The organism is Noviherbaspirillum saxi, assembly GCF_003591035.1.
Taxonomy (GTDB): domain Bacteria; phylum Pseudomonadota; class Gammaproteobacteria; order Burkholderiales; family Burkholderiaceae_D; genus Noviherbaspirillum; species Noviherbaspirillum saxi.
In genome coordinates this window covers 568,463-591,951 of record NZ_QYUO01000003.1, presented here as the reverse complement: position 1 = coordinate 591,951, position 23,489 = coordinate 568,463, and the positions used below count along the sequence as shown (strand labels likewise).

General features: G+C 58.7%; 22 protein-coding genes and 2 pseudogenes. 20 read left to right on the top strand and 4 right to left on the bottom strand.

Features of this window, described 5'->3' with window-relative positions; translation table 11 throughout:
• Window positions 1-38 precede the first annotated feature (38 nt).
• The 3 genes and pseudogenes from D3871_RS25875 to D3871_RS31145 form a co-directional block, all read left to right on the top strand.
• Window positions 39-968 (top strand): LysR family transcriptional regulator, encoded by a 930-nt coding sequence (locus tag D3871_RS25875; protein WP_119771963.1) that lies wholly within the window; start codon window positions 39-41, stop codon window positions 966-968.
• A gap of 300 nt (window positions 969-1,268) precedes the next feature.
• Window positions 1,269-2,708: an NAD-dependent succinate-semialdehyde dehydrogenase gene (locus tag D3871_RS25870; protein WP_119772798.1), complete on the top strand. Its 1,440-nt coding sequence runs from the start codon at window positions 1,269-1,271 to the stop codon at window positions 2,706-2,708.
• Between the two features lie 86 nt (window positions 2,709-2,794).
• Window positions 2,795-2,994: pseudogene (locus D3871_RS31145) on the top strand (IS3 family transposase); the annotation flags it as partial.
• 98 nt (window positions 2,995-3,092) lie between these two features.
• On the opposite strand, the gene D3871_RS25860 reads toward D3871_RS31145, so the two are convergent.
• Entirely contained in the window at window positions 3,093-4,394 is a 1,302-nt protein-coding gene (locus D3871_RS25860; protein WP_119771961.1) for a type II toxin-antitoxin system HipA family toxin, read from the bottom strand.
• Window positions 4,395-4,700: a helix-turn-helix domain-containing protein gene (locus D3871_RS25855; protein WP_119771960.1), complete on the bottom strand. Its 306-nt coding sequence runs from the start codon at window positions 4,698-4,700 to the stop codon at window positions 4,395-4,397.
• Window positions 4,701-5,098: 398 nt separating this feature from the next.
• Here D3871_RS25855 and D3871_RS25850 point away from each other — a divergent pair, with 398 nt between their 5' ends.
• Entirely contained in the window at window positions 5,099-6,460 is a 1,362-nt protein-coding gene (locus D3871_RS25850; RefSeq protein ID WP_119771481.1) for an IS110 family RNA-guided transposase, read from the top strand.
• Between the two features lie 79 nt (window positions 6,461-6,539).
• Here D3871_RS25850 and hisN read toward each other — a convergent pair whose 3' ends face one another.
• Window positions 6,540-7,337, bottom strand: a complete 798-nt coding sequence (gene hisN, locus D3871_RS25845) for a histidinol-phosphatase (protein ID WP_119772796.1) — start codon at window positions 7,335-7,337, stop codon at window positions 6,540-6,542.
• Between the two features lie 221 nt (window positions 7,338-7,558).
• Between hisN and D3871_RS25840 the strand changes: the two genes are divergently transcribed.
• From D3871_RS25840 to D3871_RS25810, 7 genes are all read left to right on the top strand, one after another.
• Window positions 7,559-8,578: an ABC transporter substrate-binding protein gene (locus tag D3871_RS25840; RefSeq protein WP_119771959.1), complete on the top strand. Its 1,020-nt coding sequence runs from the start codon at window positions 7,559-7,561 to the stop codon at window positions 8,576-8,578.
• A 17-nt stretch (window positions 8,579-8,595) separates the two neighbouring features.
• Window positions 8,596-9,609 carry an ABC transporter ATP-binding protein gene (locus D3871_RS25835; RefSeq protein ID WP_119771958.1) on the top strand — a complete coding sequence of 338 codons (1,014 nt, stop codon included), beginning with the start codon at window positions 8,596-8,598 and terminating at the stop codon, window positions 9,607-9,609.
• Window positions 9,594-11,279 (top strand): ABC transporter permease subunit, encoded by a 1,686-nt coding sequence (locus tag D3871_RS25830; protein ID WP_233575823.1) that lies wholly within the window; start codon window positions 9,594-9,596, stop codon window positions 11,277-11,279. The genes D3871_RS25835 and D3871_RS25830 overlap by 16 nt, the downstream gene beginning before the upstream one ends.
• 36 nt (window positions 11,280-11,315) lie before the next feature.
• On the top strand, window positions 11,316-12,095 hold the full coding sequence (locus D3871_RS25825; protein ID WP_119771957.1) for a DeoR/GlpR family DNA-binding transcription regulator: 780 nt from the start codon (window positions 11,316-11,318) through the stop codon (window positions 12,093-12,095).
• Window positions 12,096-12,160: 65 nt separating this feature from the next.
• Complete coding sequence (locus D3871_RS25820; RefSeq protein ID WP_233575822.1) at window positions 12,161-13,774, top strand: methyl-accepting chemotaxis protein; 1,614 nt, start codon at window positions 12,161-12,163, stop codon at window positions 13,772-13,774.
• Between the two features lie 101 nt (window positions 13,775-13,875).
• A complete protein-coding gene (locus D3871_RS25815; RefSeq protein WP_119771956.1) occupies window positions 13,876-14,919 on the top strand; it encodes a helix-turn-helix domain-containing protein in 1,044 nt (347 codons plus the stop codon).
• A 515-nt stretch (window positions 14,920-15,434) separates the two neighbouring features.
• A complete protein-coding gene (locus tag D3871_RS25810; protein ID WP_420799682.1) occupies window positions 15,435-16,337 on the top strand; it encodes a hypothetical protein in 903 nt (300 codons plus the stop codon).
• A 21-nt stretch (window positions 16,338-16,358) separates the two neighbouring features.
• Here the strand turns inward: D3871_RS25810 and D3871_RS25805 are convergent, their stop codons facing one another.
• Window positions 16,359-16,553 carry a DUF2905 domain-containing protein gene (locus D3871_RS25805; RefSeq protein WP_119771955.1) on the bottom strand — a complete coding sequence of 65 codons (195 nt, stop codon included), beginning with the start codon at window positions 16,551-16,553 and terminating at the stop codon, window positions 16,359-16,361.
• Window positions 16,554-16,565: 12 nt separating this feature from the next.
• Between D3871_RS25805 and phnD the strand changes: the two genes are divergently transcribed.
• The 9 genes and pseudogenes from phnD to D3871_RS25760 all read left to right on the top strand — a co-directional run bounded on the left by phnD (window position 16,566) and on the right by D3871_RS25760 (window position 23,489).
• Window positions 16,566-17,495: a phosphate/phosphite/phosphonate ABC transporter substrate-binding protein gene (gene phnD, locus D3871_RS25800; RefSeq protein WP_147376902.1), complete on the top strand. Its 930-nt coding sequence runs from the start codon at window positions 16,566-16,568 to the stop codon at window positions 17,493-17,495.
• 657 nt (window positions 17,496-18,152) lie between these two features.
• Window positions 18,153-18,416, top strand: a pseudogene (locus D3871_RS31140) (helix-turn-helix domain-containing protein); the annotation flags it as partial.
• Window positions 18,417-18,619: 203 nt separating this feature from the next.
• Complete coding sequence (eat, locus tag D3871_RS25790) at window positions 18,620-20,035, top strand: ethanolamine permease (RefSeq protein ID WP_119771952.1); 1,416 nt, start codon at window positions 18,620-18,622, stop codon at window positions 20,033-20,035.
• 59 nt (window positions 20,036-20,094) lie between these two features.
• Complete coding sequence (gene eutS / locus D3871_RS25785) at window positions 20,095-20,451, top strand: ethanolamine utilization microcompartment protein EutS (protein ID WP_199724932.1); 357 nt, start codon at window positions 20,095-20,097, stop codon at window positions 20,449-20,451.
• Between the two features lies 1 nt (window position 20,452).
• Entirely contained in the window at window positions 20,453-20,944 is a 492-nt protein-coding gene (locus D3871_RS25780; RefSeq protein ID WP_119771951.1) for a EutP/PduV family microcompartment system protein, read from the top strand.
• Entirely contained in the window at window positions 20,941-21,714 is a 774-nt protein-coding gene (eutQ, locus tag D3871_RS25775) for an ethanolamine utilization acetate kinase EutQ (protein WP_119771950.1), read from the top strand. The genes D3871_RS25780 and eutQ overlap by 4 nt, the downstream gene beginning before the upstream one ends.
• Before the next feature lie 14 nt (window positions 21,715-21,728).
• Window positions 21,729-22,811: a phosphate acetyltransferase gene (pta, locus tag D3871_RS25770; protein ID WP_119771949.1), complete on the top strand. Its 1,083-nt coding sequence runs from the start codon at window positions 21,729-21,731 to the stop codon at window positions 22,809-22,811.
• Window positions 22,812-22,839: 28 nt separating this feature from the next.
• A complete protein-coding gene (gene eutM / locus D3871_RS25765) occupies window positions 22,840-23,133 on the top strand; it encodes an ethanolamine utilization microcompartment protein EutM (protein ID WP_119771948.1) in 294 nt (97 codons plus the stop codon).
• 71 nt (window positions 23,134-23,204) lie between these two features.
• Window positions 23,205-23,489, top strand: coding sequence for a EutN/CcmL family microcompartment protein (locus D3871_RS25760; protein WP_119771947.1), 285 nt, complete (start codon window positions 23,205-23,207; stop codon window positions 23,487-23,489).

Sequence of the window (23,489 nt, the reverse complement as noted above, 5' to 3'; positions counted from 1 at the left end):
CCTTCTAATCATTTGATCCAAACGGTTTAAAGTGAAAAATGGAAACTCTCAACAGTATTGAATGTTTTGTGCGTGCGGCGGAGGCGGGCAGCTTTTCTGAAGCAGCCCGCCGCTTGGGCTTGACCCCCGCCGCCGTTGGCAAGAATGTCGCGAAACTGGAAGCCCAGGCCGGCGTGCGACTGTTTCACCGCAGTACGCGCTCCCTCGCACTGACCGAGGCAGGGCAGCGTTTTTTGGCCGAAGTCAGCGGTGGCCTTGGCACCATTCAAGCCGCTATCGCCAATCTTTCCAACGCCGACGGCGAGCCTTCCGGAACGCTACGTGTGAGTATGGGCAATGCGTTCGGGATGACCTATATCGTGCCTTTGCTGGAGCGCTTCCTTCAACGCTACCCGCACATCTCGCCGGACTGGCATTTCGATAACCGTACGGTGGACCTGATCAGCGAGAATTTCGATGCCGCAATCGGCGGCGGCTTTGATATCCCTCCCGGTGTGGTGGCGCGGGAACTCGGGCCGGCCCATAGGGTATTGGTGGCGTCTACCCGATATCTGGAACAACGCGCGGCTATCGTCATGCCATCGGAGCTGTCGGAGTGCGATGGTATTCTGGTGCGTTCACCGCAGACCGGACGGGTGCGCCCTTGGACACTGCGCAACCGCGCCGGTCAGCAGGTTTCGATCGATCTGCGGCAGCACATTACGATGAGTGACCCGGATGCCGTTTGCCGTATCGCTGAAATGGGTCTGGGCATCGCATTGACGAGCCTGCCGCATGCGCTGCCGTATCTGGAAAAAGGTACCCTGGTACGGGTGCTTCCCGACTGGTATGTCGATGCTGGCATGCTGGCCTTGTATTTTCCCGCACAGAATCTGATGCCGGCGAAGACGCGCGCGTTTGTCGATTTCGTTGTTACGCATTTTCGCGAAGCGAAATTGGCGCAGCGTTTTTCCGCGATCGAAGCATAGGCTTCACTATTTGCGGCCTGCATGACGTTGCCGGTTCAACGGCCGGACGGCGGACCCGATGCAAGGCGACCTTGGGATGCGGCGATGGCCTGTCGTACGCCGGTTGGTGGTCGCTGATAAACTATGTGATTCGCCAAGGCCGTATCCGAGGATCACGGCGTTGATGAAACAGGCGGCTGATCGCCTGCAATGCGCCATACCACCCGTTCGCACTCATGTATCCGGCAGTTCGCGCAGGCCTGCCGGACGCCGCGCGGCGGCTTGATCCATGCGTCCTGCGTTGGGCAAAGTGAGCACACCATGACTTATCCGAACACTCAGTTATTTATCAATGGCCAGTGGCAAGACGCCGCCGATGGCCGCACGCTTGCAGTTCATAACCCGGCCACCGGCAAGGAAATCGGACACGTCGCGCACGCCGGCCGGGCCGAGCTGGACCAGGCGCTGGAAGCCGCCCAGAACGGTTTCGACACCTGGCGCGACATGACGCCGGCCGAGCGCAGCAAGATCATGCGCCGGGCCGCCGGCCTGATGCGCGAGCGCGCCGAGGCCATCGGCCGCGTCTTGACCCAGGAACAGGGCAAGCCGCTGGCCGAAGCCAAGGGCGAAGCCCTGGCCGCCGCCGACATCATCGAATGGTTCGCCGAAGAAGGCTTTCGCGTGTATGGCCGCATCGTGCCGTCGCGTAACAATCTGGCGATCCGCCAGATGGTATTGAAGGATCCGGTCGGCCCGGTCGCCGCCTTTACCCCCTGGAACTTCCCGATCAACCAGGTGGTGCGCAAAGTCGGCGCGGCGCTGGCCGCCGGCTGCTCGATGCTGGTCAAGGCGCCGGAAGAAACGCCGGCGGGCCCAGCCGCGCTGATCCAAGCCTTCGCCGATGCGGGCATCCCGGCGGGCGTGCTGGGATTGGTCTATGGCAATCCGGCAGAAATTTCCAGCTACCTGATTGCCCATCCCGTGATCCGCAAGATCACGTTCACCGGTTCCACCCCCGTCGGCAAGCAGCTTGCCGCACTGGCCGGCCAGCACATGAAGCGCGTGACGATGGAGCTGGGCGGTCATGCCCCGGTGATCGTTGCCGACGATGCCGACATTGCGCTCGCCGTGAAGTCGGCCGGTGCCGCCAAGTTCCGCAACGCCGGACAGGTTTGCATTGCGCCGACCCGCTTCCTGGTGCATGAAAGCATCCGCAACGACTTCGAACAAGCACTGGTCAAGCATGCGCAAGGGTTGAAGATCGGCGACGGCCTGGCCGAAGGCACCCAGATGGGACCGCTGGCCAATCCGCGCCGCCTGACCGCCATGGCCGAGTTCACCCAGGATGCGGTCGAGCGCGGCGCCAAGGTGCTGGCCGGCGGCGAGCGTATCGGCGCCGACGGCAACTTCTGGCAACCCACCATCCTGGCCGACGTGCCGCTGGACGCCAAGGTCTTCAACGATGAACCGTTCGGCCCGATGGCAGCGATTCGCAGCTTCAACACGCTGGAAGAAGCGATCGCCGAATCCAATCGCCTGCCTTACGGCTTGGCCGGCTATGCCTTCACGCGTTCGCTGAAGAATGCCGATCTGCTGGCGCGTAAAGTCGAGGTCGGCATGCTGTGGGTAAACATGCCCGCACTGCCATCGGCGGAAATGCCCTTCGGCGGCATCAAGGATTCCGGTTACGGCTCCGAGGGCGGACCGGAAGCGGTGGAGGCTTATCTGAATGTGCGCGCTGTGGCGGTGATGAACGCCTGATCTATGCACCGGGACATAGCCGGCATTCCGCTATGTTCCGGTGCAGATTAAAAACCGATGATGCGTGTTCAAGCCAAGTTCACAACCAGGCGCTGCGCAACTGGATCAAGGCAGCGAAAGAAGGCAAGCTCAAAGGTGTTGGCACCAAAGTGGCGACGCTGGAGCACATGGAACTTTCCAGGCTGCGTGCCGAGAATGCTCGTCTGAAGCGGGAGAACGAGATCATAAATAAGCAGCGGCGTACTTCGCGAAGGATGTTCTGTGAAGTAACGCCTGGATTGATGCCCAGAGCAAGCGACCCACGGATCATCAGATGCTGGCGGTGATTCACGCCATCCATGCCGAACTCCAGGGCGCTTACGGTAGTCCGCGAATGGAAGTCCGTTAGCGCATTTTGACGTTTTCGGATGTGTCATCCTCATCCTGCCGTGGTGCGACTGCAATAACAGGACGATCCGCCTCTTCAGCTACGCTGAAGCAGGGTCTTAGCAGAATGATGTCGCGATCGGAGACGCCAGCCTCACGGAAGATCGATACCCAGCCAGCCGCCACCGCGCGCACCTCTTTAATGATTTCCACGGCTTCATTGTGAGTGAGCTGGAAACGGCCGCGTTGGGACATTGCGTTTTCCATCGTGCTCGCACGGCCAAGGGCGCCAACACCAATTGACTGGGGCATGACTACGGCGTCAAGGTGCGGAATGATATCGAACGCCGGCGAGAGCCGGTATTTGCTGTTTTCAGTCAGAATCAGTCCATGGTTGCGCATGTGGTGGTCCACATTGCCAACCAAAATGTGGACCACCATACGACGGAACAACTCATGGCTATCGGGCACCACCTCATCGTTGATGCCACGCATGGCCTCGGCAATTCCGCCATAGGAATAGCGGGTCTTGTAGTCGTTGTCAGTGAGGGAGCCGATCCCAATCAACGAGTTGGCGCTAATGTAGTGGACGCGCTTGCCATCGTCCTTGCGGTCGAAGCGCTCGATCAGAAGCACGGACCTGCCACCGATCTCCATGAGCTCGAACTCAGGAAGATGCACGCCGGCGCGACAAGCGAGCATCAAAGTAGCGTACTCGACGGCCGGTACGTCGAACCGGTCGTCCTGCCTGGAAAACTTGGCTATGTATTCGCGGCCGCCATGCATGACCACTGTCTTTGGCCTCACACCGCCCAAGCTGGCACCCGGCAAAGCGAGGCGGATAGCCTCATGGTCCAGGTCATTGTCGGCCCGCGTTGATAGCTTCTCAATGGCCGTTACGACGCGTGCTGACAGGCGGCTGACGGACTCTGGCGCCACGCCTAGCCGCGGCGGCGTATCTGCCCCAGCAGAGAACCCCAAGCACCCAGCGCCGTAATGCCAGGAGCGCAGCAGCCAGTCCACCGGCGTTTCTGGCACCCGCTGCCTGGTCACGCGGCATATGCTCGCCGTCAACTTTACGTCCCAGGCATCGGGTCCGGCATCGGAGATCACACCGTAGGAGCCGTCAGGATGGCGTGGCACATGATGGGTGATCGAAGAAACGGGTAGGTGAATCGGATCCAGCGGCAAGGGATTGTCAACTGCGCGATAGCTTTTGCCATACGCAAGTAAGCCATTGCCGTTGGCGTCCAATACAAAACGGGCCACAGGAACCGGCATGGCCGGGTCAGTATAGTTAAAGACGATACAATTTTCCATTTAGAAGTCGGTATCCAGTTCGATGGCCGGCGTCTCGCGTTTGTGCTTCGGTACCTCCGGCCGGCTCAGGATGAGCTCAAGCTCTGATAGCTCGCCAAGCGCCTCGAGGACCGACAGGATGACCGCAAATGTCACGTTCGGATCTCCCTTTTCGAGCCGCCCCAAGGTGGCGCGGTGTATCCTGCATTGGTGTTCCAACTGCGTCAACGTAAGCTGGCGAGCCTTGCGAGCCGTGCGGATTCGCTCACCGAGGCGCTTGGCAGCATCTGTTGCGGCAGTGGAAATAAATTCGTAGGAATGTCGCATATATACGCCATAAATCAATTTATGTCACATATATGCATTATGCACGTATAGACCACATCACAAAATCAAAGGTTTCAACTTTTGATATAAGTAACTTCCCGGAGCAAGGCCGTTCGATGGAAGGAAGGGTTAGCGAAGTAATCGGCTTTATGCCGCAAATCGCGCCGAAGAAACACAAGTCGGCTGCGTTGTGGCAAGGTGGAATGCGGCGCAGCGGAAGACCGATGTAGCAATGGTGCATATTGCCCGCGGGTTAGCGTGGTCCTGGGTGACGTCATCGACATTGGTGAATTGGATGGGCGGTTCGCAGCCGCTAAGCCAATATCCCGTTTAAGAGAGTGAGCAAGACGACGTACCCGATGCGGCGCCACATTCCAAACTGGATGATGGAGCAAGCCATGGTAAAACGCAATCGCCCCCTCCCGCTCAAACCGAGCAAGTCCCGAGCCGCACTGACCATTACCCACCCCAATGCCGCCGGCATCGATATCGGCAGCGCGAGCCACTATGTGGCCGTGCCGCCCGATCGGGACGACGAGCCGGTGCGCGAGTTTCCCAGCTTTACTGCCGACCTGCACGCCTTGGCCGATTGGCTCACGGCATGCGGTGTCGATACGGTGGCCCTGGAATCGACCGGCGTGTACTGGATTGCCTTGTTTGAACTGCTGGAGTCGCGCGGTTTCACCGTGCTGCTGGTCAACGCGCGGCATGTCAAGAACGTCTCGGGCCGCAAGTCCGATGTGCTGGATTGCCAGTGGTTGCAGCAGCTCATGACCTACGGCTTGCTCCACGGCGCATTTCGCCCCGCCGACGCGGTGTGCGTGTTGCGTTCGCTGTGGCGCCAGCGCGGTATGCTCTTGCGCGGCCAGGGGCGGCAGGTGCAGCACATGCAAAAGGCCCTCACGCAGATGAACATCCAGTTGACCAACGTCATCTCCGACGTGGCTGGCGAGACCGGCCAGAAGATCCTGCGCGCCATCATTGAGGGCGAACGCGATCCGTACGCGCTGGCGGCGATGAAGAACGTGCGCATTCGCGCCAGCACTGCCGAAATCGCCAAGAGCCTGCAAGGCTCTTGGCGCCCCGAGCATTTGTTTGCGCTTAAGCAGGCGCTGGACATGTTCGATTTCATCGGCATGCAACTGGCCGAGTGCGATCGTGAAATCGAACAGCAACTGCAAAGCCTGCAGGCTCATGACGGCGAGCCCGCCCGTGGCAAGAAGCGCAGCCGTGCCCGCAACGCGCCGAAGTTCGACTTGCGCACACAGTTGTTCAAGGTCTGCGGCGTGGACCTCACGCGCATCGACGGCATCGATGTCACGACCGCCTTGGCGGTGATCTCAGAAACCGGCGCGGACATGTCGCGCTTCCCTTCGGTGGGGCACTTCACGAGTTGGCTGGGCTTGTGCCCCGGTACCAAGATTACGGGCGGCAAGGTCATGAGTGGCAAGACCAAGCGCGTCGCCAATCGCGCCGCGCAAGCGTTGCGATTGGCCGCAGCGGCGCTGCGCAGCAGCCAGTCGGCGCTGGGGGCGTACTTCCGCAGAATGTGCGCGCGCATGGACAAGCCCAAGGCAGTGACTGCGGCGGCGCATAAACTGGCGCGCTTGATCTACACGATGCTGACCAAGGGCGAGGAGTACACCGACCAGGGGCAGGAGTACTACGAAGAACGTTACCGCGAACGGGTGCTGCGGCACATGTCCCGGCGTGCCGAAAAAATGGGCATGAAACTCATCGCATTGGAACAGGCCGCTTGAAAAACTCATCGGAAATCAATCGGTTAGGAGGTGTTTCTTAAGAGAGATACCACTATCGCGCTCTATCTGATGACGGGCCCTAACCTCTATGAGGTTCAGCCAATTGCGAAATTACCTGATGATGCAATTCTGGTGTCGCCGCTGCCACGACACGACCGTCTGATCGTATGTTCAATGCCTTTCCTCTCCAATCAGTAATGACGCCGCCAGCCCCTTCGACGATCGGGACCAAGGCAAGATAGTCGTAGGGCTGCAGCTCTGCTTCGATCACCAGGTCCACATGCCCCGAGGCAAGCAGACCGTAGCTATGGCAATCGCCACCGAAGCGGCGCATCTGGGCCGCTCGGCTAACGGCATCGAAGGCCGCCCATTCCGTTGCTGTGAAGGCGTCAGGTGATGTGGCGTAAACACGCGCTTGGTCAAGCCTGGTGCACCCGCTCGTGTGGCAGTCGACGCCATTGAACCGGGTGGGTTGCCCGGCACAGCCAACCCAACGTTCTTCAAGCGCCGGCATATCGATCATGCCTACCTGCGGGCGGCCCTGCCGCAGCAAGGCCAGGAGCGTGCCCCAAAGCGGCGAGCCGGTAATGAAACTCCGTGTGCCGTCGATCGGATCGACCACCCACACGTATTCGGCATCGATGCGGTCGCGCCCATGTTCTTCGCCCAGGATGCCATGCGTCGGAAAGTGTTCGCCAATGCTTGCCCTCAAAAGGCGCTCGACCTCTTGATCCACGATGGTCACCGGGCTTGCGTCTGCCTTCGTATCGATATCCAGCCGTGTGCGGAACCATTGCATTGACATAGCGCCTGCAGTATCTGCGAACGAGTGCGCCAGTTGCACGACCGACTGAAGGTCGGCAGCGATGGACCGCATTTTTGCGCCCTTGCTTGCGGGAGATGTCTGGGTCATGACGAGCCTTTCGATGGGTGTGGACTTGCACGATCTTGGAAGGCAATTTTAGATCAAATGCACATACTTGCACAAATACACCGAAACGCATAAACTGCAGTTGCAAATGCGCGCCATTGTGTTGCGCCACGGCTATCCACCGCCCGTCCCAGCACTTTCTTAAATGCCACGAACTGGAGCCTGTCATGCCTTCTACTGTCCGTTCTTTCGTTCTCAAGCCAGTCTTGGTCGCATTGCTTGCCATGGTCGGCGCTGCCACGCATGCGGGAAACGTCATTGCCTATACAGCACTCGAAGAAAACGAGATCGCCGAATACTTGGCCGCAGCGAAGAAGGACATGCCCGATATAGATGTAAAGGTGCTGCGCCTCTCGACGGGCGATCTGGGTGCGCGCGTGCTCGCAGAGGCGGCCAATCCGCAACACGACGTGATCTGGGGCTGGGCCGTGACCAATATGCTGGATTCCCGCATCACGGCAATGATGGAACCCTATGCCGCCAAGGGCATCGACAAGCTTCCCAAAGCGTACAAAGCGAGTGACAACAAATGGTTCGCCGCGACTGGTTTTATGGTCGCCTTTTGCGTCAACACCGAAGTGTTGAAAGCCAAGCACCTGCCGATGCCCACTTCGTGGAAGGACCTCGCCAAGCCGGTCTACAAGGGCGAGGTGGTGATGCCAAACCCGGTATCTTCGGGCACCGGCTACCTTCAGATCGCAGCCATGCTGCAGTCGCTTGGCAATGAGAAGGGATGGGACCTCTTGAAGGCGATCGATGCGAACGTTGCGCAATACAGCAAGTCCGGTTCGCGTCCGTGCAAGGCGGCACGCGCAGGCGAATATGCGATTGGCGCGTCACTAGCCTTTGCCGCCATTCAGTCCATTGAGGAAGGCTTTCCGGTGAAGATGGTAATTCCAAGCGACAGTGCCGGGTATGAGATCGAGGCGTCGGCGTTGATGAAAACCGCCAAGAACAAAGCCGATGCAAAGCGTTTCCTCGATTGGACGCTCTCGCCTTCGGCTGCAGCGCTGTACGGAAAATACAAGGAAATCGTCACCGCTCCCGGTGCGCCTCGTTCAAAAGCTGCCCAGACTGCAGGATTGCCGGCGGACCTCTCGCAGGTACTCTATCCGATGGACTTTACGCTTTCTGCCAAAGAGCGTGATGCGGCGCTAGCGGCCTGGCAAAAAAAGATCGGCCGTTAAATCAGGAGAAAGCCGCGATGTCACTGCATATTCGTCAGCTCCGCAAGACCTTTGGCGAGTTCGTCGCGCTGGACGATATTGATCTCGCGATCGGAGCTAACGAATTTGTCTGCCTGCTGGGCCCGAGCGGCTGCGGCAAGACGACTTTGTTACGTATCATCGCGGGGTTGCTGGAGGCCGACAGTGGCAGTTTGACGTTGGGCGGTCGCGACCTTGTCTCGGTACCCGCGCGGGAACGCGGCTTCGGCATCGTGTTTCAGTCGTACTCGCTATTTCCGCACATGTCGGTGGCGGAGAATGTGGGCTACGGTCTGCGTATTCGAAACGTCCCGGCTGAAAAACGGGCGGCCCGGGTAAGGGAACTGCTCACACTCGTCAAGCTTCCGGATTTCGCGGAACGCTTTCCGGGGCAGTTATCGGGCGGACAGCAACAACGTGTAGCGCTTGCGCGCGCGCTGGCAGTCGATCCGTCGCTCATCCTCTTGGATGAGCCCCTGTCAGCACTCGATGCACGAGTGCGTTCGGACTTGCGGCGTGAGCTGCGCGAGCTTCAGCGGCGCCTCGGCATTCCAACCTTGATGGTCACTCATGACCAGGAAGAGGCCATGGCGCTGGCCGACGTCATTGTCTGCATGAACCACGGACGCATCGAGCAGATGGGTACGCCGGAGGACCTCTACTTGAGACCGCGCACCCGTTTCGTCGCGGACTTCATGGGTCATAGCAACCTGTTACCCTTGGACTGGTTGCGTGAAGCGGCGCCGCATTTGCTACGTGACGCACCGCGTGAGGTCGGAACGGATTTCATCGAGGCCTGCATTCGTCCGGAATACGTGGCGCTATCAGCCGACCCCGATGCGGATGCGCGCGTAATCGACCTGAACTTCCTCGGAAGCGTGCGCCGCGCACGCGTGCTATGGCGCGGCCGTGAATTGCTGGCGGAACTCTCGTCCGCAACAGAATCCATCGCGCCGGGCGATGCCGTGCGTCTTGATATCGACGCTGAAGACTGCGCATGGGTGCAGGGATGAACGGCGCCGCATCCACCAATCTGGTAGCGGCGGCGCCCGTTACCGTCGTCGACCGGTGGCTGTTTCACGTGTTTCTGCTGGTGCCTTTGGCAGGGCTTCTACTGTTTTTTGCGCTGCCGATGTGTACCATTTTCTGGCGCAGCTTCATACTGACTGACGGCAGCATTGGGCTTTCCAACTACCTGGACCTGTGGCGTTCGCCGGGAGTGTGGCGCGCACTTTTCAATAGCCTGTGGCTGGGCTTCTCAACAATGGCGATTACGCTGCTGCTCGGCTTTGTGCTCGCGTATGGCGTGGAGCGCACGCGTATGCCGGGCCGACGCTTCGTCATGATGTGCCTCTCGCTGCCCGTGCTTGCGCCATCACTGGTGTTGGGCTTGGGACTCATCTTTCTCCTTGGCCGCAACGGCCTCATTGGACAGTGGCTTGGCATCCGCATTGAAATTTACGGCTTTTGGGGCCTGCTCATCGCCGATGTCATGTATGCGCTGCCGCAAGCGGTAATGATTTTGCGGGCTTCGTTGCGTTTCGGTGATTCGCGTCAATATGAAGCAGCCGAGGTGATTGGCGCGTCGGCGTGGAGACAGTTCCGCGACATCACCCTGCCGGGCATGCGTTACGGTGCACTGAGTGCTGCTTTTGTCGTCTTCACCGTCACCATTACCGATTTCGGAAATGCGGTTGTCATTGGAGGGAATTTTCCCGTACTCGCCACGGAAATATACAACCAGGTCTTCGGGCAAATGCGGTTCGGCATGGGGGCGGTAGTTGGGCTGTTGTTGTTGCTGCCGTCCGCCTTCTCGGTGTGGATCGAACGGGTGACGGCACAGCGTCAGACCGGACTAGGAGCCGAATCGGCGGTGCAGCCGGTTCCTAAGCGCCAGTTGCTGCGCGACGGCGCCTTCTTTGCAGTATGCATGACTGTTTCGTGCAGCCTGCTGGCGGTGATCGTCACCGTCGTATCGGGCAGCTTCATGCGTCTGTGGCCGTACAAGATGGAGTTCACGTTCAAGCACTACGCCATTACGCTAGCCGGAGGCCACGCGTCTCTATGGACTTCGCTTGGCATGTCGGTCTTGACTGCAGTGCTGGGCACCTTGCTGTTGGTAGCACTGACGATTAGTGTGCGGCGCCTGCCGGAGAAAGCAGCGCGCAGGATTGCGTGGTTGTCGGCATTGCCTGTCGGTGTCCCGGGAGTGGTGCTTGGCCTGGCCTACGTATTTGCGTTCAACACGGCAACGATGCCTTGGGGAGCGCTGTACGGCACGCTCCTACTCGTGGCTCTATGCAACTTCTATCATTATCATACGCAGGCTTACGTGACGATGGCCACCGGCGTGCGCGCCGTGCCGACCGCTCTGGAAGAGGCTTGCACCGTGCTGGGCGGCGGAGCCGGGCGAGTACTGCGCGATGTTTTTCTGCCGGTGTTGCGTCCCACATTATGGGCAGTAGGCTTGTTCCTCTTCATGCGTTCGATGGTCACGCTCTCCGCGGTGATTTTCCTCATCACGCCATCGCTCAACCTGGCGGCCGTCACCGTAATGCGTCTCGACGAAGCGGGTTTTACCTCGCAGGCCGCCGCGTTTTCGACTTGTATCATGGTCGTCGTCGGTATTGCATCCATCACGTTGAACGGACTGTCGAACCGCAAGGCACGACCAACGGTTTGATATCTGATTTGACTATTTAGAAGGAATTTGCACACCATGCTTCAAGAAGAAAGACTTCAGCGACTGCGCTCCATACTGTCCAGCCTCCGGCAGATCAAGACCAATCGCATCGCAACTGATCTCGGTGTATCCCGTGAGACAGTACGACGTGACGTGCTGGAACTTGAAGCATTGGGAGAGCTGCGCCGCGTGCATGGCGGCGTAATTGCTACCGGACCGGAGCCCGAGCCGCCCATCGACGAGCGTTTGAACGTCCGGCTCAGGGAAAAGCGCCGCATCGCGGGTGTGGCAGCCAAACTTCCTTCCCCAGGCGATACCCTGTTTCTCGACGGCGGCAGCACAACAGTCCTGGCACTGGCCGAAGAAATAGCCTCGCTCAGCGGACTGACAATCATTACCAATTCGTTCGATGTCGCGCTCAAACTTGCTGCAGCCGACGGGAAAGGGCAACCGCGCCACCACGTCATCATGCTTGGAGGACAGCTCGGCAGCGGTATCGCTGCTACCTATGGCGAATCAACGGTTGCGGAAATCTACCGTCACTTCACCGATTGGGCCTTCCTGTCACCGGTCGGAATACATCCCAAGTACGGCGCTACCAGTTATGCCCATAACGAAGCGGCGGTCGCCAGGGCGATGGCGCAACGGGCAAAGCGGACGGTGATCCTCGCTGACCACAGCAAGATCGGGCAGGTAAGCCGTATCGGTTTTTGCCTCATGGAAGAAATAGATACGCTAATAGTCGACAAAAAGGCGAGCACGCATCCGGTCTTCGCAGATCTCAAAGCCGTAAGTAACAATGTGCTACTTGCCTGATGCAAGCAAACATAACGCATCGCAATGTGAACAATTCTGCCTTCGACGTACATGCGAGGATCGTCATGCACATCTCCGATATGAAAATCTCGACCCGCCTTGTACTGGGGTTCGCATGCACGGGGGCATTGATGGCCCTCATGGCGGGCCTCTTCATCGGACAGACCTACGCGACGCGGACGCAGTTCGGCGTAATCACGGGCGACAGAATGCCCAAGCTGATGACGCTGCAACAGATCAAGGCCGACAGCAGCAATGTGGCACGTGCGTTACTCGGACTCTTCGTGCTTACCGATTCGACGCAAATACGCGCTCAGTATGAACGCATCAAGGCAGCGAGCGTCTCGACCGATCAGGCCCTTGGCGTTTTACGCAAGTCGATTACCGATGGCGAAGGGCAAGCCGCGTTGGCCAGGCTGCTTGCCGCGCACGCGGCCTACGCGGTACCACGCGATGAATTGGTGAAGCGGGTACGTGGAGATCGCATGATCGAAGCCAAGACGCTGCTATTTGAGGTGTTGGAACCGACGCAGCAGGCCTATATCGCCGCGGTCGACGAACTGGTCAAACAGCAGGCCGACCAGATGGAAGTGGCGACACGCGATGTGGAGGCGGCAAGTCGGCAAGCGCTCTTGCGTACACTGACTTTGCTCGGGCTCGCTTTGGCCATCGCCGCGATGGTTGCCGTCGGGATTATCCGATCAATCACTCGCCCCTTGAAGCGCGCGGTTGACGTGGCGCAAAGCGTGGCCTCGGGCAACCTGAGCATGGCTTTCGATGCACGCGGCAATAGTGAGACGGCGCAGCTGCTGCTCGCCTTGAAAGCAATGCAAGAAAGCCTTGTCGAGGTCGTATCCAATGTGAGGCAAAACGCCGAGCGTCTGGCAGTTGCCAGCACCCAGATCGCGCAGGGGAACAACGACTTGTCCAGTCGCACTGAGCACCAGGCCGGCGCGCTCCAGCAAACCGCTTCGTCGATGGAAGAGTTGAGTGCGACGGTAAGGCAGACTGCCGACCGTGCACGCGCAGCTAACAACCTTGCGTTTGATGCAAGCAATGTCGCAATTCAGGGTGGCGAAGCTGTCGGCCGTGTCGTCGAGACGATGCAGGGCATTGACGAAAGCAGCCACAGAATCGCAGAAGTCCTCGGTGTCATTGACAGCATCGCCTTTCAGACCAACATCCTCGCGCTAAATGCCGCCGTAGAGGCCGCGCGCGCGGGGCAGCACGGACGAGGTTTCGCCGTTGTCGCCAGCGAGGTACGTAGTCTGGCACACCGGAGCGCTGACGCCGCCCAGGAAATCAAGACGCTCATCGGCACCAGTGTGGAGCGTGTCGGGCAAGGTACCCTGTTAGTCAACGAGGCTGGAGCGACGATGCAACGTGTGGTTGCCTCCATTCAGCGCGTTACGCAGATCGTGACGGAAATCAGTACGGCGAGCAGCGAGCAAAGCCGAGGCGTGGTGCAGGTGGCCCAAACGGTCGGCCAGATGGATCAGGTCACCCAGCAGAATGCCGCTTTAGTGGAAGAAAGTGCGGTGTCCGCAGCACTCTTGCGGGATCAGGCGCAGAACCTGGTCAAGGCGGTGGCAGTATTCAAGCTGGGTTCAAGCGGCTCAAGTGCGGCGATCGGCATTGGAAAAGGCGACTCGCGGCAGCGTCTTTGCCTGGAGCGATGAGTCCGTTTCGAGAGCGCTTTTAGCCGATGTTTTTGCATGGCTAAGGTGGAGCGGCAGTATAGATTGTTCTGCAGACGCCTGCAGGGAAACCGGGGTATCCAATGACACATGACATCAACATCAGTATCCGTCCCGATCATACTGGCATCGCCGCACGCGCGGTACAACACCACCATGAATTGCGCGTAGCGACGGCCTCCGATGCGGATGACCATGCCCGCAACCTCAGTCGCTGGAATCAAGAGTACGACCAATTTTCAGCAGGCGTATTTTCAGGAAGAATCACTGAACTATGGCTGACCAAGACGCAGCTATTCCTGGAATCCACCAACCAGGTTCTGCATCAGTCCTGCGCTGCCTGGCCGGGTTCACTGTGGTTCGGCATTCCGATTCCCAACGGCCAGCAAGCCGCCATGGGCAGCAACCAGATCCCCGATGTGTCGGTAGCGGTCAAACGCGGAGGGACTGAATTCAAACTGGTTACTCCGGCGAACTTCAATATACTCGGCATCGTGATCGATGAAGACACTTTCGCTCAGTATGTGCAGGAGGTCGAGCACTTGGACTGCTACGGCTTGCTTGGGCTGCGCGAAGTGCTGGCCGTCGATTTGCGTGCCAAGCGCGAGGTATGCGAAGCACTGCTGCGCATCCTGTCCGGGACCGATGCCGCGCCGGACAGACCGGCGCTTTCGCTTAGCCCTGAAATGCTGCAAGACCGTATTCTGATGAATCTTGTACCGCTGCTGTTGACGGCGACTTCGAAGGAGCAGCGCATTTCGTCGACATTGCTCAATCGGGAGCGCATTGTGCACGAGGTGAGGGCATATATTCTTGAGAATCCAGGTGAGGACATTTCCATTCCCGATCTCTGCAGGCGCTTTCACGTCAGTCGACGAACCCTTCAATATTGCTTCGAGGAGGTGGTCGGCATGTCCCCATTGAATTTCCTGCGCACCGTGCGGCTCAATGCGGTAAGACGTGAATTATTTTTCAAGTGTCAGTTAGGCCAAGTGACTGAAGTCGCCATGTCATGGGGTTTTCGCCATTTAAGCCAATTCGCCTCCGATTACCGCAAGTTATTCGGCATGCTCCCTTCCGATACCTTGCGTGCCAGTGCTGCCAACGGCCATAACGTGTATCGCTAGTTTCGAAGCGGGAAGTATGCGTACTCCAACGCTGGTTGCGAACGATGACGTTTGCCGGTTTTAGATATCGCGTTTCATACCTGTCGCCTATGATTTAAGCAATCCGGTGGTAATCGGTCACCACGCCTCGAGCGCGAGTGTTGCGTTTCCTGATTTACCAGAAAGTTTGTTGTCTCTCCCTTCCCGTCCAAGGGAAGGCTTTATCGCACGCCTGACCGCGTGCGATTTTTTTGGTGCCATTGGCATGGGTACACTTGCGCAGGCGCAAGGCCCCCTTAAGTCGATCCCGGCGACGTGACGGTGCAAGCTTCTCTCTCGTTCCCCTGGCTGCCCGCATTCCTTTGACTGCACTCTGACGCAGCGGACCGCAACTTTGCCAATTCTTGATATTGGTTTGCCAGATTCCGATATCGCACCGGCTTCGCTAAGGCAATACTTCATACGAGTGCACAGCTTGATTAACGCTTTTATGAGGGGATGCAATGATCGACATACCAACAACCGGAGTAAACACCATGAACCGCACAAGCAAGCACGCCTCCTGGCGCCAACTGGGCGCCGCCCTGTCGATGGCCCTGTCCCTCGTCCTGCTGGGCGTCTGCGCCTCCAGCTCCGCACAGGCCCCGGCGGCGATCGACAATAGCGCGCTGGCGCAGCCCGCTTTTCGCGCGCACACCCGCACTTACGGCCTGGTCTACCGTCTGCCCAGGGACGTGGTGGACGTGATGGAAGCGAAAATCACCACCCCGCTGCAGCAGCACCTGGTGCGCCTGGGCCTGGACGCCGAAGTCCAGACCTTCAACCTGCCACACGTCACGGTGGTGCATATCCACAGCGCCGACCCGACCACGCCGCAGAAAATGCTGAAGGCGCTGCCCGCGCTGCCGCCGGCGCTCAACGGCGTGGTGCTGAAGAACTTCTACACCACCGAGGCCGCCAAGGACGCAGGCCATCCGTGGTGGCTCGACCTGGGCATCGTCAAGACCGGCAAGGCCTACGAAGACATGATGACTTTCAACACCCGTGCCACTGTCGCTTTCGCACCGCTGCGCGACGGCCCGCTGCCGCGCGTCACCGGCCCGGTCTTCGCCAAAATGGGCGAGGCCGGCAAGGACCTGGTGCGCACCGTGGGTGTGAGCGGCGTGAACGTGATGAAGGACGGCAAGGAACTGCGCTCGCACAACCCGCACAACACCCTGGTTTACAGCATGACCCGCTTCACGCCGCAGGTGCAGGCCGACATGAACCAGGTCGCCGCGGAATTCAACAAGGTACTGCCTGAGGGCATAACGACCTCGTTCCAGAACGTGTCCATCGTCGAACTGGCGTTCTCGGGCAATGTGCTGCGCGAGTTCTACCGGATCAATCTGGTCGACGGCTCCGCGGTGGACGTGTCGACCGGACAAAAAGTGCGCTGAGCATCTTCTGTCCTCCCGCCATCAGATCAGCTTGCTGACCAGGCTGGCCACCAGGCTCAGCACGATGGTGGTGGTCAGCGGGATGAACCACTCCCGGTCGAACAGTTTGAAGCGCAGGTCGCCCGGCAGTTCCCCGAAGCCGAGCTTGTGCAGCAGGGGTGTGAACCAGCTGATCAGGATCAGCGCCGGGAAAATCACGAGCATCCAGCGAATCATGGGGCTAGTTTAGTGGGCAAGGGGCAGCGGCGCTTCCGGGTTCGCGGTGGGAAGTCAATTCGCTCGGGTGATTTGAGCGGCAGTGGTTTGCCTGCAAGCCGGGTCTCGCCCCGGCTTGCAGGCACTTTTCTTTGCGTCGCCAAAGAAAAGTACCCAAAAGAAAGGCGACCCGACTGTCCGGGTCCCTTCGCTTCGCTACGGGCAACCTGCGCTGCTCGACTCCGGCGGGGGCCCGCAGAACTCGCTCCGCTTTTTTCGCAGATGGTGAAGCTCGACGGCTCCCGTGGTTATAAATCCGTGTTGATCACATCTGCCAAAAAGCCTATCAATAAGCTGGACGATGTCCTGCTGAATCGCGGTATCTACAGCTTCAGCAACGGCGATGCCAATTCGACTTCCAGTTTCCTTGTTCCCGGTTATTACGCCTTTGCCAAAAACAAAGCCACGCCTGAGCAAATTTTCAAGAGCGTTGTATCGGGAAGTCATAAACGTAATTTCCTCGCCGTGGCAAGTGGCGAAGTGGATGTTACGACAAACAATACGGAAGACCTTGAGCGCTTCAAGCAAGAGATGCCTGAACAGTTCGAGAAAATCAGGGTGTTTTGGGAATCGCCGCTGGTTCCTCATGACCCACTGCTGTATCGCGCGGATTTGCCGAAGGCACTTAAAGCGAAGATTCAGGATTTTTTCATCGGATACGGCAAAGAAAATAACGTCAACGAAATGAAAGTCTTGAACAATATCCTCGGCTTGTCCGGGTTCAAGGCATCCAACAATGCGCAGCTTCATCCGATCGCCGACATCGAACGGTTCAATGCGCTTCACAGCAGTTGGCAAAATGAAAAGCTGACCCCCGAACAGCGCCAGAAGCGCTTCGAGGAGGTGACGGCGCGCTTCGGCAGACTGGGCGCGATGCTGAAGCTCGATCGAGGGCGCTTCTAGCCGGTGTTGCTGCATCAACAGAGAAGAAGTCGCCGGATTTTTTTACCTGACTAGAGCGGTTTTCCTCCGCATGTACGGGAGACAAGGTCGGGTCGAGAAGCCCTTGCAGGGCGCGCAAAGGCTTGTAAGCCTTTGCCGTTCCGCAGGCGGGCTGCATGCAGCCCGAATTCCCTGCTACACCAGTCGTACGAATGGTACGACGAGCCTCGCAGGCCCGAGATTGGCCCCGTACGTGCGGAGGAAAACCGCTCTAGGGTGGAAAGCCCGCATAGCGACTAATGCAATCACGAGCAACGCAGCCAGGTGGGAAAGACGCCGTGTATTTCAGTTGATACAGTTCACCGCATGCGCTTAACGATGCCGGTGGCGCAAGAGGAATCGGAGATTGTTCTGCGGGCATCTGCAGGGAAACCGGGGTATCCAATGACACATGACATCAACATCAGCATCCGTCCCGATCATACCGGCATCGCCGCACGCGCGGTACAACACCACCATGAATTGCGCGTAGCGACGGCCTCCGATGCGGACGACCATGCCCGCAACCTCAGTCGCTGGAATCAAGAGTACGACCAATTTTCAGCAGGCGTATTTTCAGGAAAAATCACTGAACTATGGCTGACCAAGACGCAGCTATTCCTGGAATCCACCAACCAGGTCAGTCGACGAACCCTTCAATATTGTTTCGAGGAGGTGGTCGGCATGTCCCCATTGAATTTCCTGCGCACCGTGCGGCTCAATGCGGTAAGACGTGAATTATTTTTCAAGTGTCAGTTAGGCCAAGTGACTGAAGTCGCCATGTCATGGGGTTTTCGCCATTTAAGCCAATTCGCCTCCGATTTTATCGCACGCCTGACCGCGTGCGATTTTTTTTGGTGCCATTGGCATGGGTGCACTTGCGCAGGCGCAAGGCTCCCTTAAGTCGATCCCGGCGACGTGACGGTGCAAGCTTCTCTCTCGTTCCCCTGGCTGCCCGCATTCCTTTGACTGCACTCTGACGCAGCGGACCGCAACTTTGCCAATTCTTGATATTGGTTTGCCAGATTCCGATATCGCACCGGCTTCGCTAAGGCAATACTTCATACGAGCGCAAAGATTGATTAATGCTTTTATGAGGGGACACAATGAATAAGCAGCATGGAAGCCATGAAGATAAAGCCGAGAGGTATGAGCTGAAGCAGACGCTCTCCACGCTGCAGCTTTGGGGAATCGCTGTCGGCCTGGTGATCTCCGGCGAATATTTCGGCTGGAGCTACGGCTGGGCTGCTGCAGGTACGCTTGGCTTCGTAATCACGTCGTTGTTTGTCGCGGCGATGTATACGACTTTCATTTTCAGTTTCACCGAGCTGACAACTTCCATCCCGCACGCAGGCGGCCCTTTTGCCTATGCCAGACGGGCGTTTGGTCCGACCGGCGGCTATATCGCGGGTGCTGCGACGCTGGTCGAATTCGTATTTGCACCGCCTGCCATCGCGCTAGCCATCGGTGCTTACCTGAATGTGCAATTCCCCTCGCTCGATCCCAAGCATGCAGCACTGGGCGCCTATCTTTTGTTCATGGGTCTCAACATCATCGGCGTCGCGATCGCGGCGACATTCGAGCTGGTGGTAACGGTGATCGCGATCTTTGAGCTGATGGTATTCATGGGTGTCGTGGCGCCGGGCTTCTCGATAGCCAATTTCACCAAAGGCGGCTGGTCCGGGCAGGATGTGTTCAGCCTCGGCGCCATCCCCGGCATATTCGCGGCGATTCCGTTTGCGATCTGGTTCTTCCTGGCGATCGAAGGCGTCGCGATGGCGGCTGAAGAAGCAAAGGATCCGAAGCGTTCAATTCCCATCGCGTATGTCACCGGCATTCTCACCTTGCTGGTGCTGGCCATCGGCGTCATGGTTTTTGCAGGTGGTTCGGGCGACTGGACGACGCTTGCCAATATCAACGATCCCTTGCCGAAGGCGATGAAGTTCATTGTAGGCGACAACAGCGGCTGGTTGCATATGCTGGTCTGGCTCGGACTGTTCGGTCTGATCGCATCCTTCCACGGCATCATCCTCGGCTACTCGCGGCAGATCTTTGCACTGGCTCGCTCAGGGTATCTGCCGCATTACTTCGCCAAGGTGCATCCGCGCTTCAAGACACCGCATCGCGCCATTCTTGCCGGCGGCGTAATCGGTATCGCAGCCATCTTCAGCGACGAGATGATCAAGATCGGCGGCCAGACCCTGACCGCGAACATCGTAACGATGGCGGTGTTCGGCGCGATTCTGATGTACATCGTCAGCATGCTCGCCCTGTTCAAGTTGCGCCGCGCCGAGCCCGGCATGGAGCGCTCTTTCCAGGCGCCGTTTTACCCGTATTTCCCGGCCTTTGCATTGTTCGGCGCGCTGGTTTGCATGGGCACGATGATCTACTTCAATCCGCTGATAGCCGCGATCTTTGCCGGTGTCCTGATGCTTGGCTATGTGTATTTCCGGTTGACCCGGAGCCAGCGCGAAACGCCACCGCAGAATGAAGTGTTCGAGCCCAGCGAGGAGCTGGCGTAGGTATTCGCCTCGTAATCTCATTTGATGATGGAGCTGATATTTGATGATGGAGCTGATCCATGTCTACTGAAATGAATGCCGTGACCAAGGAACGCGTGATCCAGGAATTTGTTCCTGGCAAGCAGGTCACGCTGGCGCATTTGATTGCCCATCCCACCGCAGAATTGAGCGGCAAGGTGGGTGTGCCGGGCACGGATGCGCTCGGGATCATGACCTTGACGCCAGGCGAGACAGCGATGATCGCCGGCGATATCGCAACCAAGGCAGCGGAAGTGAAGATCGGCTTTCTCGACCGCTTCAGTGGCGCGTTGGTGATTTACGGCTCGGTGGGCGCCGTCGAGGAGTCGCTCGCACAGGTACTCATGGTGCTGGGAAGCCAGCTTTCATACTCGATCTGCACGATGACAAGGACATGACATGGACCGCTCGAATGCATTTGTGCTGGTAGGCGCGGTAGGCGCCGGAAAGAGCAGCCTGTTCAATGTTTTGTTCGACAAGGAAGAAGCGGCGCTGAAGACCCAGGCTGTTGTCTTCGAAACCGGCGGAATGGATACTCCCGGCGAATTTTTCAGCCACCCACGGCTGTACAACGCATTGATTCAGACCGTATCGGATGTGGGCACCATCGTATACGTGCATGACGGCACCGACCGGACCTGCCGTCTGCCGCCGGGCATGTTGCGCGTGTATGGAGGAAAGCGGGTGGTTGGCGCCATTACCAAGATCGATATGCCGGAATGCGATCCCGATTTTGCGGAGCGGCTGCTGCGCGAAAACGGCGTGAACGACGCGATATTCCGGGTCTCCAGCCGGGTACGTGAAACGGTCGGCCCACTGAAGCGCTTTCTGTTTGGCGAATTATCCGATGGCCCGCATGCGTGCGGTGACGTCGAAAGGAAAAAAGCATGAAGCATCTGATTTCTGCACAAGTCGTTCGGAGCGAGCACGCCGCCGGGCGCACCAGGATCGCCGCGTCAAGGACGACCAGCATCGTGACGCCGGAGGCACTCACGGTCGCGGCCAGGCTGGGCGTGGAATTTATTGATGCGGTTCCCACGTCGCCTGCACATGCGGACACCGCATCGATTGCGTCGACCGTCTCGAACGGCGGTGCTGCTAACAAGACAGCCGTGGCATTGGCAGTGGCAACGGACGACGACCTTCATGCAAAAGTACGTGCCCAGGTGCTCGCCAAACTACCGCCGGGAATCGTATCCGAGGCAGTGGTAGGGCAGCTGGTCGACAAGGTCATGAAGGAAGGTCGCGCGACAGCAAAAGCCGTGCAGCCGACAAATGAGAAAACAGCGCATTACACCTTTCAGAAAACCGCGGGCGGCATCAAGCGCGTGGACGGCCAGTCCATCCATTTCGGCAAGCTCGATGAGGTATCGACTGGTGACAGCATTGGCATCGCCGATGTGGTGAATACCGCCGATGGAAGCCCGATGGCGGCTGGCTTCATGGCATGGAGCGAGTGCTTCTTCCCTTGGACTCTGAGTTACGACGAGATCGATGTCGTGCTGGAAGGCGAACTGCATATCCGTTGCGAAGGACAGGAAGTGATTTGCCGCGCGGGCGATGTGGTGTTCATTCCCAAGGGGTCCGTCATCGAGTTCGGCACGCCGACATCCACCCGATTCTTGTACGTCACCTATCCGGCCGACTGGCAAGCCAAATAACGGAAACCGATCTCATGAATCTCATCAAGTCTTGCGCCGACTGGTGCCGCCAACAACCGCGGCACGTGGTATTTCCCGATGCACTGGACGAACGTGCAATTTCCGCCGCTGTCTCGCTTGCCGAAAGCGGCGGCATGCACCCGGTATTGCTGGGCAATCCGCTTGAGATTCACAGTCTTGCATTGGGCAAGGGCATCGCGTTGGGCTCGGTGCCGATCATCGATCCGGCTACATCGTCGCGTCTGGATGCCTATGCCGGCGCTCTGCACCAGCGCCTCGCCAAGAAAGGCGTATCGCTTGAGGAGGCACGTCAGCAACTGAAGGATCCGCTCTGGTATGGCGCCATGATGCTGAGCGCCGGCGATACCGATTGCTGCGTGGCCGGAAACTTGTCGGCGACATCGTTGGTGCTGAAAGCAGCGCTGCGGGTAATCGGCGCGGCAGAAGGAATCAAGACAGTCTCCAGCCTGTTTTTCATGATTTCGCCGGAAGACGGGCGGGTGTTCGGTTTTTCCGATTGCGGCGTGGTGCCGGAACCAACCACGGAGCAGCTGGCAGACATCGCCATCAGTTCCGCAGACAGTTACCGCAACGTCACCGGTGACGAGGCGCGCATCGCGATGCTGTCTTTTTCCAGTGTCGGCAGCGTCAAGCATCCATCGGTCACGGTGGTGCAGGAGGCGGTACGCATGGTGCGCGAGCGTCGCCCCGACCTGAAGGTGGATGGCGAACTGCAATTCGATGCGGCGTTCGTGCCCTCGGTGGCGGCGCGCAAGGTGCCGGGTAGCCTGGTTGCCGGCAGTGCAAACGTATTCGTCTTCCCGTCGCTGGCAGCCGGAAACATCGGCTACAAGATCGCCGAACGGCTGGGTGGTTTCTCTGCGCTCGGCCCGATGATCCAGGGACTGGATTTGCCGATGCACGATCTGTCGCGCGGCTGCAGTGCCCAGGACATGGTCGAGGTTTCTCTGTTGGCCATGAAGATGGCTTTTGGTGGTGAAGGAGGGCATCGCGAGATGTCTTTGGATGACGGCCGGAATGCAGGTACCGGCGTCATGGGAAGCAAGGCGCTGAAAACGGCAACAACCGCCGGCTAGGCACGCATTAATTTTCAAGGAGATTGTCATGGAAGCACTGGGAATGATTGAGACCAAGGGTCTGGTGGCGTTGATCGAAGCATCTGATGCGATGGTCAAGGCGGCGCGCGTGAAGCTGGTCGGCTACAAGCAGATTGGCGGCGGACTGGTGACCACGATGGTGCGCGGCGACGTGGCGGCTTGCAAGGCGGCAACCGATGCCGGTGCAGAGGCGGCCAAGCGATATGGCGAACTGATTTCGGTGCATGTGATTCCGCGCCCCCACGCCGATTTGGAAGCGATTTTCCCGATCAAGATGACCGACGGCGGCATCAAGGATTGAGCCGTCGGTGTCGCGGTTGAGCGCGGCCAAGGCCATGGCAAGACCGTTTCGATGCAAGGTCAGGAGGCAGCATGAAGCTCGCGATTGTTGTAGGACAGGTCGTATCGACAGTCAAGTGCAAGTCACTGTTCGGCGATCCGTTGTTGATTGTCGACTACGTCGACAACGACGGCAAGCCGTGCGGTAACCGACACGTCGCGGCCGACCCCATCGGGGCGGGCAACGGCGAGTGGGTGCTGGTGGTGGAAGGAAGTTCCGCTCGTCTGGCAACCAATGCGGAGGGCGCGATCGACCTCAGCATTGTCGGCATCGTCGACGAGGTCACGATCCAGGGCAAAGCCATCTTTCACAAATGA